Raw genomic sequence first — 16,770 nt, 5'->3', positions numbered from 1 at the left:
CGGTTATTCCTCCGCATAGATCAACATCTGGCAATTCTTGCAGTCGAAGCGCAAACGCAAGAGCGTTTCCTTATAGCACAGCAAGTAAGGCTCCTTATAGGGAGACTTCTGCTTCTGGTAAGTAGGGCACCATCCCATACTGTACCTCAGGCAATGTTTCGTGAACATCAAAGGGACATCCTTCCGGGGAGACAACTCGAAAGCGTCTTCCACGGCAGTCACGCCATGTGCCTTATAAAAGGCACCAGCCTTGCTATTGGAGACATTCCCTAAATAGGTCAGACATTTCTCTGGGAAAGGGATTTCCAGAGTCTCGCCTACACACGGCTTTACCGGACGAGCCTCTTCCCTGCGGTAACGAATCCGCCGGGTAGAGATAAGCCTCTCCACCCCTTGCCTACGCATCTCGGCCAATAAAGAAGAAGGGACAAACCAGTTATCAGACATCGCCACGGTGACCTCCACCGCCTCAAAAGGCGTATTTCCCAACTTAGAGAGCTGGGTACGGATATTCTCCGCTTGATCCCGCCGGGCCGGTTCTTTCTCGAACGGCTGGGTAAGCATGATACGGGCTCCTGTCTCGTCTGTCATACTTAACGTGAAGCCAAAGGCGTTATCTTGAAATTCCATCCGGACAGAGAGCTTCCGCTCGGCGGATGGCTTGGATAGCAGTTTATCAAACTCTTGATCGAAATTCCGGTACAAAGGCATCTTCGGACGGATCGCCGGGCGATCCAACGTAAAGATCCGGTTCGCCTCCACACGGTTTACCCGGAAGCCCTCCAACTCCCCTTTCTCGTTGAAGAAGGTAAGCCCGTCGCCATTATTCAATTGTTTCAGTCCGGCGATCGTGAAAGAGTTTCCTTTCAGTTCTTTCACCGTACCCACCGGCTCCCCCAAGGACTTAGGCGTATCAAAGCTGGTGATATCCTTCGTGCGCTCCTTCCATAAGAAAGGCGTGAAACCCCGGTTGAAGCTTTTCTCCGCCACAGGTTCGAACGTGTAAGTGCTATGCCCGGCCGAGGCACGACGGTATTCCGGCCGACGGGCCAAGATAGCGTCCAGTTTCTTCCGGTACCAAGCCGTTACGTTTTTCACGTAAGATACATCCTTCAAACGACCCTCGATCTTCAAGGAAGAGACACCGGCATCCAACAACTCCTCCAAGTATTCGCCCCGGTTCATGTCCTTCAAGGATAAGAGATGCTTACCCGATACGATCTCCTTCCCGTCCGCGTCGATCAAGCTATAAGGCAGGCGGCAATACTGGGCGCATTCCCCCCGGTTGGCGCTTCGTCCGCTCAAGGCGGCACTCAGGTAACACTGGCCGCTATAGCTTACGCACAGCGCCCCGTGTACGAAGACCTCCAGAGGCACGGTCGTTCGCTCGGCGATCTCCCGTATCTGGTTCAGCGATAGCTCCCTCGCCAATACGACTTGCGTGAAACCTACCTCTTGCAGGAATCTCACCTTCTCCGGCGTACGGTTATCCGTTTGCGTACTGGCGTGCAAGGGGATAGGCGGAAGGTTCAACTGGGTGATACCCATGTCTTGAACGATCAAGGCATCCGCCCCGGCCTCGTAAAGTTGCCAGATCATTTGCTCGGCCTCTGCCAGCTCCTCTTCTTTCAAGATAGTGTTCAAGGCCACGTAAATACGAGCCGAATAGAGATGGGCGTAATCGCAAAGCTGCCGTATATCGTCCAGCGTATTACCAGCGGCGGCACGGGCTCCAAACTTCGGGGCACCGATATACACGGCATCGGCACCATGGTTAATCGCCTCCCTGCCGCAAATCAGATCCTTAGCGGGAGATAACAGTTCTATCGAACGGGGTTCTTTTCTCATTTACAAGCTTCCTAGTTTTTTGATATCTTCCCGGCGGAACGGGGTCTCTTGGTATACGTAATAGTTCAGCCAATTAGTGAACAGCAGGTTCGCGTGCCCCCGCCAACGTACCACCGGGCCTTGCGCCGGATCGTTGTTCCGGTAATAATTACGAGGCTTGTTGATGGGCAATCCCTTCCCCAAATCACGCATATACTCATCATTCAGCGTATAGGGCGAATACTCGGAATGACCGGTGATGAAGAATTCCCGTCCGCCACGAGCCATCGCCATATAGACGCCGGATTCCTCGCTCTCGGACAATAAGGTGAGCTCGGGCACCTTCATGATATCCTCCCGGCGAATCTCGGTATGACGGCTATGAGGCACGAAGAACTCGTCATCGAACCCCCGGAAGATCGGAACAAACGGTTCCCGGAGCGAATGACGGAAGACTCCGAACATCTTGGCCGGCAAATCATATTTAGGCACCCCATAGAAATGGTATAGCCCCGCTTGCGCCGCCCAGCAGATATAGAGCGTGGAGGTAACATGCGTACGGGCCCAATCGAATATCTGCGTGATCTCCTCCCAATAACTAACTTCCTCGAAAGGCATCTGCTCCACGGGAGCGCCCGTCACGATCATCCCGTCGTAGAAATCATCCGCCATCTCATCGAAATCCTTATAAAATTCCTGCATATGCTCGATGGGCGTATTCTTCGGCGTATGTCCCTTGATCTTCATGAAATCAAGTTCCACTTGCAGGGGTGTATTACTGAGGAGACGAACCAAGTCCGTCTCGGTCGTTATCTTAAGGGGCATCAAATTCAATACGACTACCCGAAGGGGGCGGATATCCTGCTCCGACGCACGCAAGGAATCCATCACGAAGATGTGTTCCTTCTTCAGCAGCTCGATAGCCGGTAAGTTCTTTTGTAAATTTAATGGCATTTTCTATCTCTGATTATTATATGAGCGCAAAGATAATGAGAATTTTCTCATTATCGCTTATACTTCGCCACCATGATCACGGGGTTATCCTCCTCGTGCATACCAGTGGCGATCTCCTTCAGCTTGCCTTTGAGGTGTCCTTCTTGATAGGCCTCGACAAGTTCGGGGGTATTTATCCGCCACGTGAAGGCGATCTCGTCGTTATTGAAGACCGTGAGGTCAAAAATCTCGTCCACGAGGTTGGCGATCGGTACTTCTTTCGTGAAATCATCGTTATACAGGACATACTCAGATACTTCCTTTGTCTCCCTATCGTACACCAAATCGGTTCTCATCAACCGATAGTAGGTATCCATCATCGCCAAGTTCAACTCTTTCTTTACGGTCTGCATAAAACAATAGCGATCCGTAACCACACCCGGGAAAAGAAAGATCTCCGGGCTCATGGATTGAATAGAGGGAGTCCTTACGATAAAGGGCTTTAATCCATCAGCTGGCGAATAGGTGTAGACCGTGTCGCAAGATGGCTCCGTAAGTAGCCAACGATCCCCGTAAGGGACGATACAAGGGTTATTAACCATACCTATGCCCTTTTCGTCGAACAATACTTGCGACACCTTTTTCTCAAAAGGGATCTCTATCTCTTTCGAGACGCTCCCGTCTTGCTTGGATATGAGCTGGAACAGATTTCTAGGCTCCAAGTCCTCCTCCTTGGTCGTGAAATTGAATGTGCGTCCACTATTGGAATCCTGGACGATGAAATGCTCATTGTCGAAATCATACAGGGAATAAAAAGCGCTAAAATCCGCGAACCCGTCCCCATTGAACTTAAAACGTCGCTTGAAATTGCCGTACAAATCATAGACCAGCACACTGCCATCGGCCCTATTCCCCACGAATATCTCCCCTTTCTCGTCATCCAGATAGACACCGCTCGTTGCGGCATACTCCTCGTTCCCCTGCCCTTTCCGATTGATATGCCGAATAGCCTTACCTTTCCGGTCATAAATAAAGATATCACCATCGACGGCCCACATATTTCGTATGATCATCACATCCTTCCCAATCGCCTGCAACCAGCCTAGCGTCACGAACTCGTCCGTCGTCTCCAACGGAATATATTCCACATCAAAAAGATCTTGCAAGATCAGTTCCTTTTTGGGATAATCTTTCGATACGTCCACCACGATAAGATCCTCTTTCTCTTGGGTAGAAGAGGTACCGCAACCAACCATACCTCCCGTTAATAAAAACATTCCCGCCGCTATCAAGCTCTGTCTCATAATAGTCTTTTCTTTTAGTTTAAATTTAAGGATAAAGGCAAATAACATTCACTTTGCGCAATATAGGAAATTTTTAATGGCTACGCAAAGATTTGTTCGAAAGAATTGGCTTCAGCCTCAGATAACCACGGCAACCGCACCCAAACCATATCCAGCCTCCTATCCTAATAGAATTTGCTCTTGATAGGTAGAGTAATGAGATTTTTCATTATATTTGGAGCGTTGAACAGATTAATAAAAGGATATATAGGCATGAACTTTCCCGGCAATTATCTTCCAGCGATCATCGCTTTATGTAAACGACATAAAGTAAAAAAGCTATTTGCTTTCGGCTCTGTCCTTACCAATCGCTTTAATGAGCAAAGCGACATAGATCTGGTAGTCGATTTTGACAAGACCAACGTAGATGATTACTTCTCTAATTTCTTTGACTTGAAATATGCCTTGGAGAGTCTTTTCGAAAGAGAAGTAGACTTGCTGGAAGAACAAGCGATCCATAATCCTTATCTCAAGGAAAATATTGATACCACAAAGATGTTAATCTATGGATAACTTCATCAAAAAACATTTACAAGATATAGCTACGGCGATTGACGAGATCGAAAGTTTTTTCGATGATCAACCCAAGCTATTTGAAAATTTCTGCAAAGACTTACGTCTTAGACGGGCAATAGAAAGAAATATCGAGATTATCGGAGAGGCCATGAACCGGATATTAAAAACGTCTCCGACAATAGCGATCACCAATTCCCGAAAGATAGTAGATGCCCGTAACTACATTATACATGGTTATGACAGTCTATCTGTTGATATTCTTTGGAGTATCGTTGTCAACCATCTGCCTTTATTAAGGCAAGAGGTTGATATTTTACTTGATACATAATTAAAAAATAAATAAAATATGCCCCGTAAGTCAATGGAATGTAATTATGTAAAGGCATCAACATGGCAGCGTCTTAGAAAAGTATAGGTAAGGATTATGTCATCAGATAAGATCTTGAACAGATTATAAGTATAAACGACATGGATATTAGCAATAATTTATTTCAAGCGCTGTTGAAGCAACAGGGGCTGATTGATTTTAGAAGAATTTCCATCCAAGCGGAAGGAGACGGAAAGTTTTTCTATGGATATTTCAAGGATGAACGCTTTCATGTCTGTGACGAAGAACTGAATGAGGTGGATTCCCGCGAATCGTTTCCGAATGACGCACAAACGATGTTGTTGATACAGGATGAAGAGTCTTATCATCTCCGCCAACAATACGATGCCTACAAAGAGGGCTATGAGTCGCCTTGGACAACCAAGCCAAACAACTGGGTGATCAACAGGGAAGGAGATAGGCTACTGAAAGATGTAAGCTATTACCAACCCCTCTCATCCCTTATACAAGTAGTTAAACGGCCTACACGACTGATGGATATCCCCATTGGCACTATTTACGAGTTTTGTAAAGACAACTTGCACTTAGCGGATAACGAAAAGGCGGAAGGACACTCTACCATCAAATGTAATTATAGAGACATCAAAGAGGGCAAGGACAACGTACTTATGAAGGGTAAACTCGAGAAGAGATGTACTTACCTGTTCGCTATGGATGACTTATATTTCTTCAATAAAGATTTCAGCCTCTGGGTCGTTAACAAAGATGGTAATACCGTATTCCTGCAAGCTTGCGAAGTTGTCTGGTATAGTAAATACGGGGTTAAAGTACTAAGCAAGAAAGAAGAGAGCGGAAGATCTGAATGGACGATTCATTCCCTTGACAGGGAAAAGGCCCACTCACGAAGTATGGGCAGAACGCCCAATGATTCTGATTACGAAATGCCTCGTGCGGAATATTTAGGTACGCCGGAGTATCTTCTCTCACATGCGGGCGACAAATACGTTTCAATCATAGACCCGAGTGGTAAAATCCTATTTTATAAATGCTTTTACAATGTAAGGATTACACGATTTGCCAACGACCTGATTACGCTGAGGGATGATAATCAGGACAAAGAGGTCTTGGATGTATATGGCAACAGCCTAGGCTACATAGCTCCTACAGGGCCACGTGGCTATATGGTGTTTAAACGAGAACTTAAACAGCCTGTGTACTTCAACGAGAAGGACAAGACGGCTCATCCATATGAATACGCAAGGGAACTGTATGGAGTACTTCAAATAATGCAGGGCGAGATAATTATACCGGCTATTTTTTCAAAGATCCAAATCCATAGCGGTATGAATGAAACGCTATTATCAATCGTGTCCATCTCGAATAGCGGCGAAGGGAAAGAACAGGTTTATCAAGGGTTATACGTGGGGCGACAACTGATCGTGCCGATCGGATGCGAGGATATAAAATTCATGGAATATGAGGAGCGAAGATATGAGTATCCGCATGATAAGATTAGAAAAAAAGGGAATTATATCCGTTACACCCGAAACGGGAAGCAGGGACTGGTTTATTACAATGGAATAGATATAGTGAACGGATGTGACGAGGCAGATATGCTATACCATGAAAACGGATGCCCCAATTGCGCCCTAGCCTCCCAAAGAGGGAAATACGCGTTCATCTACAGAGATAAATTAATAACCGGGTTTGTCTTCGATAAAATAGAGGCGGCACGCATTACTGGATGGCATGACTCAGACACACAATGGGCAAAGGTCTGGAAAGACGGACAATGCGCAATTTACCGAAACGAAGAGCCAATCATCGGCTATTATACGGACATAAAAGCGATCAAGACCAAGCTATTCTCTCTATCCGAGGAATCCTCTTACTCCAATGTACTATTTATCGTAACCGGAGAAGACGGGAAAAAGGGGCTGTACCGAATGGACGAAAAAGAAATACTTCCGTGCGTCTACGAATCCTTAAAGATCTCCGAAGAGGTTATATACGCCGACGGTCAGTATTTTGATGGCGATGGCTCTGTGGTGTTCGAATGTGAGGGCTATGACTTTCTGACTAAAGCAAAAGGAGGCTATGGCTCATCCTTATGCTACGCAAATCATGAGACCCTCGTATTCGTACAAACCGGGAGCGCGAAAATCCGGGAATATGAGCGTTATAACAACAAACAAACATATACCTTTGGATCTCTTGAGTTCGATTTCAAGAAAGAACGCTTTGTACCTATAGAAGAGGAAAAAACTGATAACGCCCCCGACTATCAAGAGAATGACAATGATTATGAACGTAACACCTATTATGCGCTTGGTGAAGACGATTATGCCAGATGGCGAGACCAAGGAGGGAACCTTGATGACATGATGGACGGCATGGGATACTAAACCTCAGTAATAGTCTACTAAACTCAATGGAACAGATCCCGTAAACCAGTGGAATACGAAGTGGATTCCACTGGTTTACGGGACCTGTTCCATTGAGATAGATTTCCCCGGGAGAGAGTATCAAAACCCTCCCCCTAAAGCCTTATACAGGTATACCACCGACAGCAACTCATCCAGCACGGCATTGTTCAAACCGATCTGGGCGTCCAGCAAACCACGCTGGGCATCCAATACGTCCATGTAGCTGATGACACCGTTGATGTATTGCAGTTGGGCGAGTTCCAGATATTTACTGGCGGAGGCTTCCAGATTCATGCGGGAAGCACGGATCTCCTTCACCTTGCGGACGGTCACGATAGCGTTGTTCACCTCCTTGAAAGCGCCTAATACGCTCTTCTCGTAACTATAGACCTCTTGCTCGTAACGAGCCTTCGCCGCTTTCACTTTCGCCTTGTTCTTCCCCATGGCGAAGATCGGCTGCAACAGGCTTCCGGCAATAAAACCTGCCGGACTCTTCAAGATACTGCTTAACTCATCGCTCTCGAAACCGTAATTACTTGTCAAACGGATCTTCGGGAATAAGTCCGTTTGCGCCACACCCACCTGAGCGTTCGCCGCCCGAAGCTTAAACTCCGCTTGACGCATGTCCGGTCGGCGCTCCAGCAAAGAAGACGGTAAGCCGATCGGTAAGGCATCCGGCAAGTGCTGGTCGCTCAAGGAAAGACCACGGGGGATATCATCCGTATACTCGCCCAACAACATGCTGAGGTCGCTTTCCTTGATCTTGATCTGACGCTCCAGCGAGGGGATCAAGGTCTCGGTACGGGCCAACTCCACTTGGGCTTGGTTGTAAGCCGTCTCGGAAGTAAGTCCGCCCTCATAGCGAAGCTTCGCCAAGCGAACACCCTCACGGCGTGCGTCCAAAGTTTGCTGTACGATCGACAACTCTTGGTCCAAGGCGCAAAGTTGATAATAATTGGCGGCAACCTCGGCGATGATGGTCAATCGCAAGGCACGTTGTCCTTCCACGGTCTCCATATAGGAAGCGATGGCTGCCTCATTCGCCCAGCGAAGGTTGCCCCATAAATCTAATTCCCAAGACAAAGTCAGCTTCGCCCCAAATTCTGGATCGGGCTTTGGGTTATCCCCTCCATAATTCAAGCGTTCCTTTTGCGCATAGACATTCGCTCCCACCTCCGGCAGCATACTCGCGAAAGAGATCCGCTTGGCGGCGATCATCTCCTTCACCTTGGCGGCGGCGATCTTCATATCCTTATTATTATCCAGAGCCTTTTTGATCAAATCTTTCAAGGTCTCATCGGCGTAAAGGCTCTCCCAAGGGATATTCTCCACGGACGCCGTATCGGTCGTATCCGTATAAGCCTCGATCCGGTCCGGCAGGTTCAACTCCGGACGTGCGTACCGCTTTCCGATCTTGCAGGAAGAGAACGCCAGCATAGAAACGACGAAAGCGGCTATATAGAAATTCTTTGTCATCATAATTTTCCGTTTTTGTGTCTCTTTAAAATAGAGGTTACCACTTCTTTCTTTTGAGCGATACGTTCCATCCGCATCTTTCCCTTTATCTTATAGATCAAGACGAAAAAGAAGGGAACCAACACGATACCTACCGTAATCGCCACCAGCATACCGAAGAACACGCCCGTACCGATACTATGGCGGGAAGCTGAGCCCGGCCCGCTAGCCAACACCATCGGAAGCATACCCAACACGAAAGCCAACGAGGTCATCAAGATCGGGCGGAAACGCATCTGGGCGGCATGGATAGCGGCTTTCACCACATCTACCCCGTTATCCACCTGTACCTTGGCGAACTCGACGATCAAGATAGCGTTCTTCGCCGCCAAACCGATCAGGGTTACCAGACCGATCTGGAAATAGATATCGTTCTCCAACCCCGTCACCCAGATACCCAAGTAGGCACCCAACGTGGCGACCGGCAAGGAAAGCAATACGGCGATCGGCACGATCCAGCTCTCATACTGAGCCGCCAAGAACAAGAAGACAAACAAGAATACCAACGCCAAGACAAATCCCGTCTGCCCGCCGGCCTGTTTCTCCTGATAGGAAAGACCGCTCCACTCCAGACCGATATTCTCGGGCAGATGCTCCCTAGCGATCCGTTCCATCGCCGCCATCGCCTCGCCCGTACTATATCCCGGGGCGGCTACAGCGTTGATCGAGGCCGTGGTGAACATATTGAAACGCTTGATCGTTCCCGGACCGGTCGTATATTGGGTCGTACCCAAGGCGGTCAATGGGACCATCGCCCCGTCCTTACTGCGCACGAAGAACAAGTCCAGATTATCCCGGGTAGCCCGGTAAGGCGCCTCCGCTTGGATATATACACGGTAAATACGGTTGAACATATTGAAGTCGTTCACGTACACGGAGCCAAGATAAGCTTTCATGGTCGAGAAGATATCGGACAAAGGGATGCCGAGGAACTTCGCCCGGTCACGATCCACGTCGAAATACAACTGCGGGATCTCGCTCTGCATGGCGGAAGATACGCCTTGAAGCTCCGGCGCCTGCGAGGCGTAATACAGGAAGGTATCCGTGGCGCTTACCAGATTATCCCAGCTAGCGTCTCCCCTAGCCTCCAACTGCATCTCCAAACCACCGCTCTCGCCCAAGCCCGGGATTACCGGCGGACGGTTCACGTACGACTTAGCCTCGGGGTAATAATAGAATTCCCGGCGGGCATCGGCCATCACGTCCTCTACCTTCATACCGGAGGATTTACGCTCTTCCCATGGTTTCAGGATCACCGTCAGCGTGGCACGCCCTTGGTTCGTACCGACACGGGGACTGCTACCGGTTACGTTCTGTACGTAGGCCACGGCCGGATGATGGTCGAGGAACTCGATCGCACGGTCTGTCACGGCACGTGTACGCTCCAAGGTAGTACCCTCGGGCATCTCCAGCTCTACGGTGAAGAATCCTTGATCCTCCTCCGGGATAAAGCTGGTAGGCAACACCCGGTTCAAGACGAAGATAGCCACCAGTACCATCCCGAACCCTGCCAAGATACGGCGGGGATTAGCGATGGAGATACGCAACAACTTCGTATATTTCTTATTTCCTTTCGCCAACCACAGATTGATCTTACGGAAAATAAACGCTTTCTTCTTATGAGACGGACGCAAGATAATGGCGCACATCGCCGGACTCAACGTCAAGGCCACTACCGTGGACAACAACACGGAAACTACGATCGTAACGGAGAACTGACGGTACAACTGCCCCGTGATACCTCCCAAGAAACTCACCGGCACGAACACGGCGGCCAATACCATGGAGGTAGCGATCAAGGCGCCGGATAATTCCCGCATCGCCTTATGCGTAGCCTCACGGGCGGTCACACGCTCCTCGGCCATGATACGCTCCACGTTCTCCACCACCACGATAGCGTCGTCCACCACGATACCGATCGCCAAGATCAATCCCAGCAAGGTAAGCATATTCAACGAGAAGCCGAAGATCAACATGAAACCGAACGTTCCGATCAAGGAGATCGGGACAGCGATCGTCGGGATCAAGGCCGCACGCCAATTCTGCAACGAGAGGAACACCACGAGAACGACCAAGAAGAGGGCCTCGAACAAGGTCTTATACACCTCGTGCACGGACTGGGAGATATACTCCGTCATATCGAACGGGAAATTATACTCCAAGCCTTCCGGGAAGTTCTTGCTGATATCCTTCATCGCCTCTTTCACCTTCGTGGCGACCTCCAGAGCGTTCGCTCCCGGCAACATATAGATACCCAAGATAGCGGCGTTCTTCCCGTTGATCCCACTCTCCGTAGAATACGAGGAAGCCTCCAGCGATACCCGGGCCACGTCGCTCATCCGGACGATCGAGCCATCCGGGTTCGCCCGCACCACGATATCCTCAAACTCCTTCACGGTGGACAAACGTCCCGGGGCCGTGATAGGCAAGGTGACATCCACGTCCAGCACAGGTTGCTTACCTAGCTCGCCCGCCGCCGATTCCCGGTTCTGGTCTTTCAAGGCATCCTGCAAGTCCTTTACCGTCAATCCCATATTGGCCAACCGATCCGGATACACCCAGATCTGCATACCGTAATAACGGCTACCGATATTCGATACACGGCTTACGCCCGGGATACGGCGCAATACGTCCAACACGTTGATCGTGGCGAAGTTACTCAGATAAATCTCGTCGAACTTCGGATCGTCGGACATCAAGCTCAAGGTCATCAGCTGGCTGGGTGCCTGCTTCTCGATCGTGATACCATTCTGGATCACCTCGGCGGGCAAACGGCTCTCGGCCAGTTTCACACGGTTCTGGATCTCGACAGCCGCCAAGTCCGCGTCGGCGGATACATCGAAGGTCACCGTAATATTCAAGCTACCCGAGTTCGAGCTACTACTTTGCATATAAATCATGCCGGGCGTACCGTTCAGCTCCTGCTCGATCGGGGTAGCGACCGCTTGAGACACCGTCAGGGCGCTCGCTCCCGGATACGTGGCGCTGATCTTCACCACGGGGGGCGTAATCTGCGGATACTGGTCCACAGGCAACAATGCCAGTCCGATGATTCCGACAATCACGATCAGGATCGATAAGACGGTCGAAAAGACAGGACGGTCTATAAAGAATCCCGGTTTCATTGTTCTTCCTCCTCTCTAAGCGCTTGGATAGCCTTCTCGTCGCCGGCCTCTACCGCATGTACCTTCACGCCCGGCACCAATTTATGATAACCCTCTACCACTACTCGCTCGTTCTCGCCCAAGCCCCGTTCGATCACGACCTTGTTGCCGATCTCCGGGCCAGTCTGCACGAAACGCTTCTCGGCGATATCGTCCCTACGGATGATATAGATGAACGCACCTCCTTTCTCAATCGAGAGCGCTTTCCGGGGAACGACAATCGAACGCTCTCGGACATCCAGCAGGAGCTTCACTTTCGTGAACTGTCCGGGCAATAATTTCTGGTTCGGGTTGGATAGTTCCGCACGAACGCCAAACGTACCGGTCTTCGGGTCCACCAGCGGATCGGCGAAGTCCACGATACCTTTTACCGGGTATTCAGAGTCGTCCGCTAAGGTAACCGTCACGGTAGGCTGCCACGAACGGGTCGTATCCCGCTCGCCAAACTTCACGTTACGACGCTCGGCACGCAGGTAATCCAAGGCGGTCATCTTAAAATCGACCAATACCGTGTCGCTCTTCACGACAGCCGCCAATTTCGAATTGACACCCGGGCCCACCAAAGCGCCCACATCCACGAAACGCTCACTGATATACCCGGACAGCGGCGAGGTCACTACCGTATAGCTCAACTCCATCTCCGCTTGATCCAGATCCGCCTTGCTCATGGCGATATTCGCCTCGGCGTCTTCCAGAGCGGCCGTGGCGTTATCCAAATCCAGCTGGCTGGCGGCGTGTTGCTCGTACAACGGTTTCAGGCGTTCCACGTCACGCCGGGCCTTGGCCGCTTGGGCTTGGCTTTTCTTCAGTTGGGCTTTCGCCTTCTCTACCCTAGCACGATATTTATCGGGATTAATCATAAACAGGGGCTCATTCTGCTTCACCCGTTTACCTTCCTCAAACAACATTTTCTCTAGGAATCCCTCCACACGGGCATGTACCTCGACAAAGCTGGCGGCACGGATACGTCCCACGTACTCACCATAAATCTGCACGTCTTCTTTTGAGGGTTTGTCTACGATCACGATGGGCAATTGCTGCTCTTCCTTATGGTGGCAACCCGTCATCGCTACTACAAGGGCTATCAAGATAACCTGTACTTTTGCCAATCTTTTCTTGCTCATTCTACCTATATAAATTACTTATGTCACATTTGTTATTTAAGAAAGAAAGAATCATTCCATTTTTCTCGAGGACATCGATAATTAACGTTACTTCACTTAATAACAAACCGTATAGCGTTTATGTTAACATTTATACTAAAATTAGGGCATATCCAACTGGGGAATAAATCCACAACCAGCCGGGAAAGTCTACACTTAAAAATAAAAATCCCTTCGAATGAAATGCTTTTTCCATCCGAAAGGATTTCACAGATACCAGATCTTCATCTATTATCTTATTGATCAACCGACAACGTTTTCCACAAATTATCGTCCGGCACGGGAGCGACAATTCGCACGTTCTCTTTTGAAACCGGATGGATAAACTCCGCGCTACGTGCGTGCAAGCTAATGCCTCCATCCTTATTGGAACGATCGAAACCATATTTCAGATCTCCCTTGATCGGACATCCCATCTTCGCCAACTGACAGCGGATCTGATGGTGCCGCCCCGTCTTCAAATCGATCTCCAACAGATAATAATTATCCGAATGGGCGATCAATTTATAACGCAGGATAGCTTTCTTGGCATTCGGCCGCTCGGTATCGTAAGCGTAACTCTTATTTTGCTTCTCGTTCCGCACCAGCCAATCCACCAACTCACCCTCATCCTGCGGGGGACGGCTCTTGACGATCGCCCAATACGTCTTGCGCACCTCACCGACACGAAACATCTCGTTCAAGCGAGAGAGGGCCTTGCTCGTCTTGGCGAAAATCACGACCCCGCTCACCGGACGATCCAGACGGTGCGTGACACCGACAAAGACGTTACCGGGCTTGCAATACTTCTTCTTCAGCCATGCCTTCAGCATCTCCGAGAGAGGCTTATCGCCCGTCTTGTCGCCTTGCACGATCTCACGGCAGGTCTTATCTACCGCTATAATATGATTATCCTCGTAAATAACCTCCATATTACATGTTCATACCGCCGTCAACCTGAATAACCTGTCCGGATACATAAGAAGACATATCCGAAGCCAAGAAGGTAGCGATATTAGCCACATCCTCGACCGTTCCACCACGGCGCAAAGGAATCTTCTTGCACCACTCGGCACGTACCTCGTCAGACAGCTGAGCGGTCATATCCGTGATGATGAATCCCGGGGCGATAGCGTTCGCACGGATGCCACGAGAACCCAACTCCTGAGCGACAGACTTAGCCAAGCCGATCATACCGGCCTTGGAAGCGGAGTAGTTAGCTTGTCCGGCGTTACCATGGACACCTACGACAGAAGACATATTGATAATGCTACCCGCACGTTGCTTCATCATGACCGGGGTACAAGCGTGGATAAAGTTGAAAGCGGACTTCAAGTTCACGTTCAACACAGCGTCCCATTGTCCCTCGCTCATACGCATCATCAAGCCGTCTTTCGTGATACCGGCGTTGTTCACCAAGATATCGATACGTCCGAAATCCTTCACGATCTCGGCCACCACGTTATGAGTCTCTTCAAAGTTAGCGGCGTTAGAAGCGTATCCTTTCGCCTTCACGCCCAAGGCCTCGATCTCGGCCTGTGTAGCCAAGCCATTCTCATCGATCACTAGATCCGTGAAAGCGATGTTAGCGCCCTCTTGGGCGAACTTCAAGGCGATAGCCTTACCAATACCACGAGCGGCACCTGTTACGACAGCCACTTTACCTTCTAATAGTTTCATATTACTCAAATTTTTTAATATCAATGTTTAATCAAGCAAGCTCCCGTTGAATAGCCACCGCCGAATACCGTGATAGCGATCAAGTCGTCTTTCTTGAAATTCTTATCGTTCTGGGCATATACCAAGGCCGAGCTTACGGAACCCGTATTTCCCAGCTCCTCGATATTGTGCAAAAATTTCTCGTCCGGCAAGTTCAATTGCTTGGCGATATTCGCCATGATACGCATATTCGCCTGATGGCCGATGAAATAAGTAAGGTTATCCAGCGTATAACCGTTCTTCTCCAACAAATGAAGGACATTCTTAGGCATATAGGTACAAGCTTGGATAAATACGTCACGCCCCTCCGGCATCAAGATACCGCCGTCACGAGGACGCAAGTGAACCGCCTCCATCGCTTTCGACAAATGGCCGAGACCTTGCGTGTAGACCTCTACGATCTCAGCGTCGCCCTCACCGATCCGCTCCTTGGAGATAAAGAAAGCGGCGGCGGCATCACCCCATAAATGGCCCGCCTTCGGGTCTGTTTCATTATAATAAGCGGAGTTCTTATCAGCGGAAAGCACCAAAGCCTTGGAAGCCTTCCCCATGGCGAAATATCCCTCCACAACCTCCAAGGCGTTCAAGAAAGAAGAACAAGCCGAGGATAGATATAAAGCTTTCGCGTCAGCGATAGTATACTCATGTTGAACCGTATGCGCGGCCGTCGCAACCGTATCATAAGGAGAATACGAAGCGGAGACGATCAAGTCTACCTCCGTGATATCGTAAGGCAATTTGGGAAGAGCGTCCTTCACGGCCTCAAGGCTCATGGTATTGATATTCTCTCCCTCTTTCGCTTTCGAGCGGGTATGAATTCCCGTCCGTTGCTCAATCCACTCACTTGTCAACCCGCTCAATTCAAGAAAATGTTGGTTATCTACCCGTTCTTCAGGCACATAAAACCCTGTCGCATTAATAAACATTCCTTAGTGTCTTTGATTTACTTAATCTTTATTCCGTTGAATATTAAATTCATCACATTGTCTCTACGTTTAATCCGCTGGCTGATATTATCACCCATGATCCCCCGGATATAGGGCACCTCCAGCCCTTTCAAGGCATGATGGAGCACGAGGGCGGTAATGTCCGTGTCCGGCATGCTGAATATACCCTCCTTCACGCCATCGTCCAATATTCCCTTTATGATCTCCACTTCCCGAAGGTCGAAACTCTTGCGTACCTTCTCCACCCGCCATATATCACGGAAGAAGGTAGCCCGCAACGTACCGTTCCGAAACACCAACGCCTTTACAGCGTCCAAGCGGCTATAGATAAACGTCAGCAGCTTCTCGTCCGCCGGCAGATCCTTGCTGGCCACGTCCACCAGCATCTTATGAAGCTGGTCCAGCTCCGACTCCACTACCGCCAAATAGATCTCGTTCTTGCTTTTAAAGTACGTATAAAGCGTACGTCTCCCCTTACGAGATGCCTGTGCAATATCGTTCATCGTTGTGTTATCAACCCCCATGCGGGCAAACAATTGTCTGGCCACATCCACCAACATGTCACGTGTTTTAGAAACTGTCATCGGCATTGTATTGCACATTTTGATTAAAACTGTGCGCAAAGTACTTAAAAAAGATCGTATCTACCAAGTATATTAAAAAAAACTTGCAATAAATTTGTTTTGTAAGAAAATATCCCTACCTTTGCACTCGCAATCAAGAAATGATAGCAACTATATCGCGGAGTGGAGCAGTGGTAGCTCGTTGGGCTCATAACCCAAAGGTCGTAAGTTCGAGTCTTGCCTCCGCAACTAAGAAAAGCCTTCCGGTCTGTGACCAGAAGGCTTTTCTTTTTTCGTAACCCAATGGTTTACGGGGTGGGAATCATTGAGTTTTTCCCGCAATCCAT

At 49.3% G+C, this 16,770-nt stretch carries 13 protein-coding genes and 1 tRNA gene; 4 read left to right on the top strand and 10 right to left on the bottom strand.

The genetic code is table 11. From position 1 onward, the window contains the following. Nucleotides 1-3: 3 nt before the first annotated feature. From DWX33_RS14625 to DWX33_RS14615, 3 genes are read right to left on the bottom strand one after another with little or no spacing between them, the layout of a single operon-like run. Complete coding sequence (locus DWX33_RS14625; protein WP_122380602.1) at nt 4-1,848, bottom strand: U32 family peptidase; 1,845 nt, start codon at nt 1,846-1,848, stop codon at nt 4-6. Further along, on the bottom strand, nt 1,849-2,781 hold the full coding sequence (gene metA / locus DWX33_RS14620) for a homoserine O-succinyltransferase (RefSeq protein ID WP_005855991.1): 933 nt from the start codon (nt 2,779-2,781) through the stop codon (nt 1,849-1,851). A gap of 50 nt (nt 2,782-2,831) precedes the next feature. Then, entirely contained in the window at nt 2,832-4,064 is a 1,233-nt protein-coding gene (locus DWX33_RS14615) for a 6-bladed beta-propeller (RefSeq protein WP_122380601.1), read from the bottom strand. 252 nt (nt 4,065-4,316) lie between these two features. Here DWX33_RS14615 and DWX33_RS14610 point away from each other — a divergent pair, with 252 nt between their 5' ends. The 3 genes from DWX33_RS14610 (at nt 4,317) to DWX33_RS14600 (ending at nt 7,352) form a co-directional block, all read left to right on the top strand. Then, on the top strand, nt 4,317-4,616 hold the full coding sequence (locus tag DWX33_RS14610; RefSeq protein WP_122144643.1) for a nucleotidyltransferase family protein: 300 nt from the start codon (nt 4,317-4,319) through the stop codon (nt 4,614-4,616). Then, entirely contained in the window at nt 4,609-4,947 is a 339-nt protein-coding gene (locus DWX33_RS14605) for a DUF86 domain-containing protein (RefSeq protein WP_122144642.1), read from the top strand. The genes DWX33_RS14610 and DWX33_RS14605 overlap by 8 nt, the downstream gene beginning before the upstream one ends. Nucleotides 4,948-5,087: 140 nt before the next feature. After that, nucleotides 5,088-7,352 (top strand): hypothetical protein, encoded by a 2,265-nt coding sequence (locus DWX33_RS14600; protein ID WP_122380600.1) that lies wholly within the window; start codon nt 5,088-5,090, stop codon nt 7,350-7,352. A gap of 120 nt (nt 7,353-7,472) precedes the next feature. On the opposite strand, the gene DWX33_RS14595 is transcribed toward DWX33_RS14600, so the two are convergent. The 7 genes from DWX33_RS14595 to DWX33_RS14565 form a co-directional block, all read right to left on the bottom strand. Then, nucleotides 7,473-8,852, bottom strand: a complete 1,380-nt coding sequence (locus DWX33_RS14595) for an efflux transporter outer membrane subunit (protein WP_199713304.1) — start codon at nt 8,850-8,852, stop codon at nt 7,473-7,475. After that, a complete protein-coding gene (locus tag DWX33_RS14590; RefSeq protein ID WP_122380599.1) occupies nt 8,849-12,013 on the bottom strand; it encodes an efflux RND transporter permease subunit in 3,165 nt (1,054 codons plus the stop codon). Before DWX33_RS14590 ends, DWX33_RS14595 begins: the two co-directional genes overlap by 4 nt. After that, nucleotides 12,010-13,176: an efflux RND transporter periplasmic adaptor subunit gene (locus DWX33_RS14585; RefSeq protein WP_008778262.1), complete on the bottom strand. Its 1,167-nt coding sequence runs from the start codon at nt 13,174-13,176 to the stop codon at nt 12,010-12,012. Before DWX33_RS14585 ends, DWX33_RS14590 begins: the two co-directional genes overlap by 4 nt. Before the next feature lie 275 nt (nt 13,177-13,451). Then, on the bottom strand, nt 13,452-14,126 hold the full coding sequence (locus DWX33_RS14580) for an RluA family pseudouridine synthase (RefSeq protein ID WP_122380598.1): 675 nt from the start codon (nt 14,124-14,126) through the stop codon (nt 13,452-13,454). 1 nt (nt 14,127) lies between these two features. After that, nucleotides 14,128-14,874 (bottom strand): 3-oxoacyl-[acyl-carrier-protein] reductase, encoded by a 747-nt coding sequence (gene fabG, locus DWX33_RS14575; protein WP_005855977.1) that lies wholly within the window; start codon nt 14,872-14,874, stop codon nt 14,128-14,130. A 20-nt stretch (nt 14,875-14,894) separates the two neighbouring features. After that, nucleotides 14,895-15,839 carry a 3-oxoacyl-ACP synthase III family protein gene (locus tag DWX33_RS14570; RefSeq protein WP_005868085.1) on the bottom strand — a complete coding sequence of 315 codons (945 nt, stop codon included), beginning with the start codon at nt 15,837-15,839 and terminating at the stop codon, nt 14,895-14,897. Between the two features lie 17 nt (nt 15,840-15,856). Further along, nucleotides 15,857-16,450, bottom strand: coding sequence for a TetR/AcrR family transcriptional regulator (locus DWX33_RS14565; protein WP_005855975.1), 594 nt, complete (start codon nt 16,448-16,450; stop codon nt 15,857-15,859). A 150-nt stretch (nt 16,451-16,600) separates the two neighbouring features. On the opposite strand from DWX33_RS14565, the gene DWX33_RS14560 reads away from it, so the two are divergent. Beyond that, nucleotides 16,601-16,672: transfer RNA gene (locus DWX33_RS14560), tRNA-Met, on the top strand. Nucleotides 16,673-16,770 lie beyond the last annotated feature (98 nt).

Source organism: Parabacteroides sp. AF19-14 (assembly GCF_003635485.1).
GTDB classification, from domain to species: Bacteria; Bacteroidota; Bacteroidia; order Bacteroidales; family Tannerellaceae; genus Parabacteroides; species Parabacteroides distasonis.
This window is presented reverse-complemented; position numbering and strand designations above follow the sequence as displayed.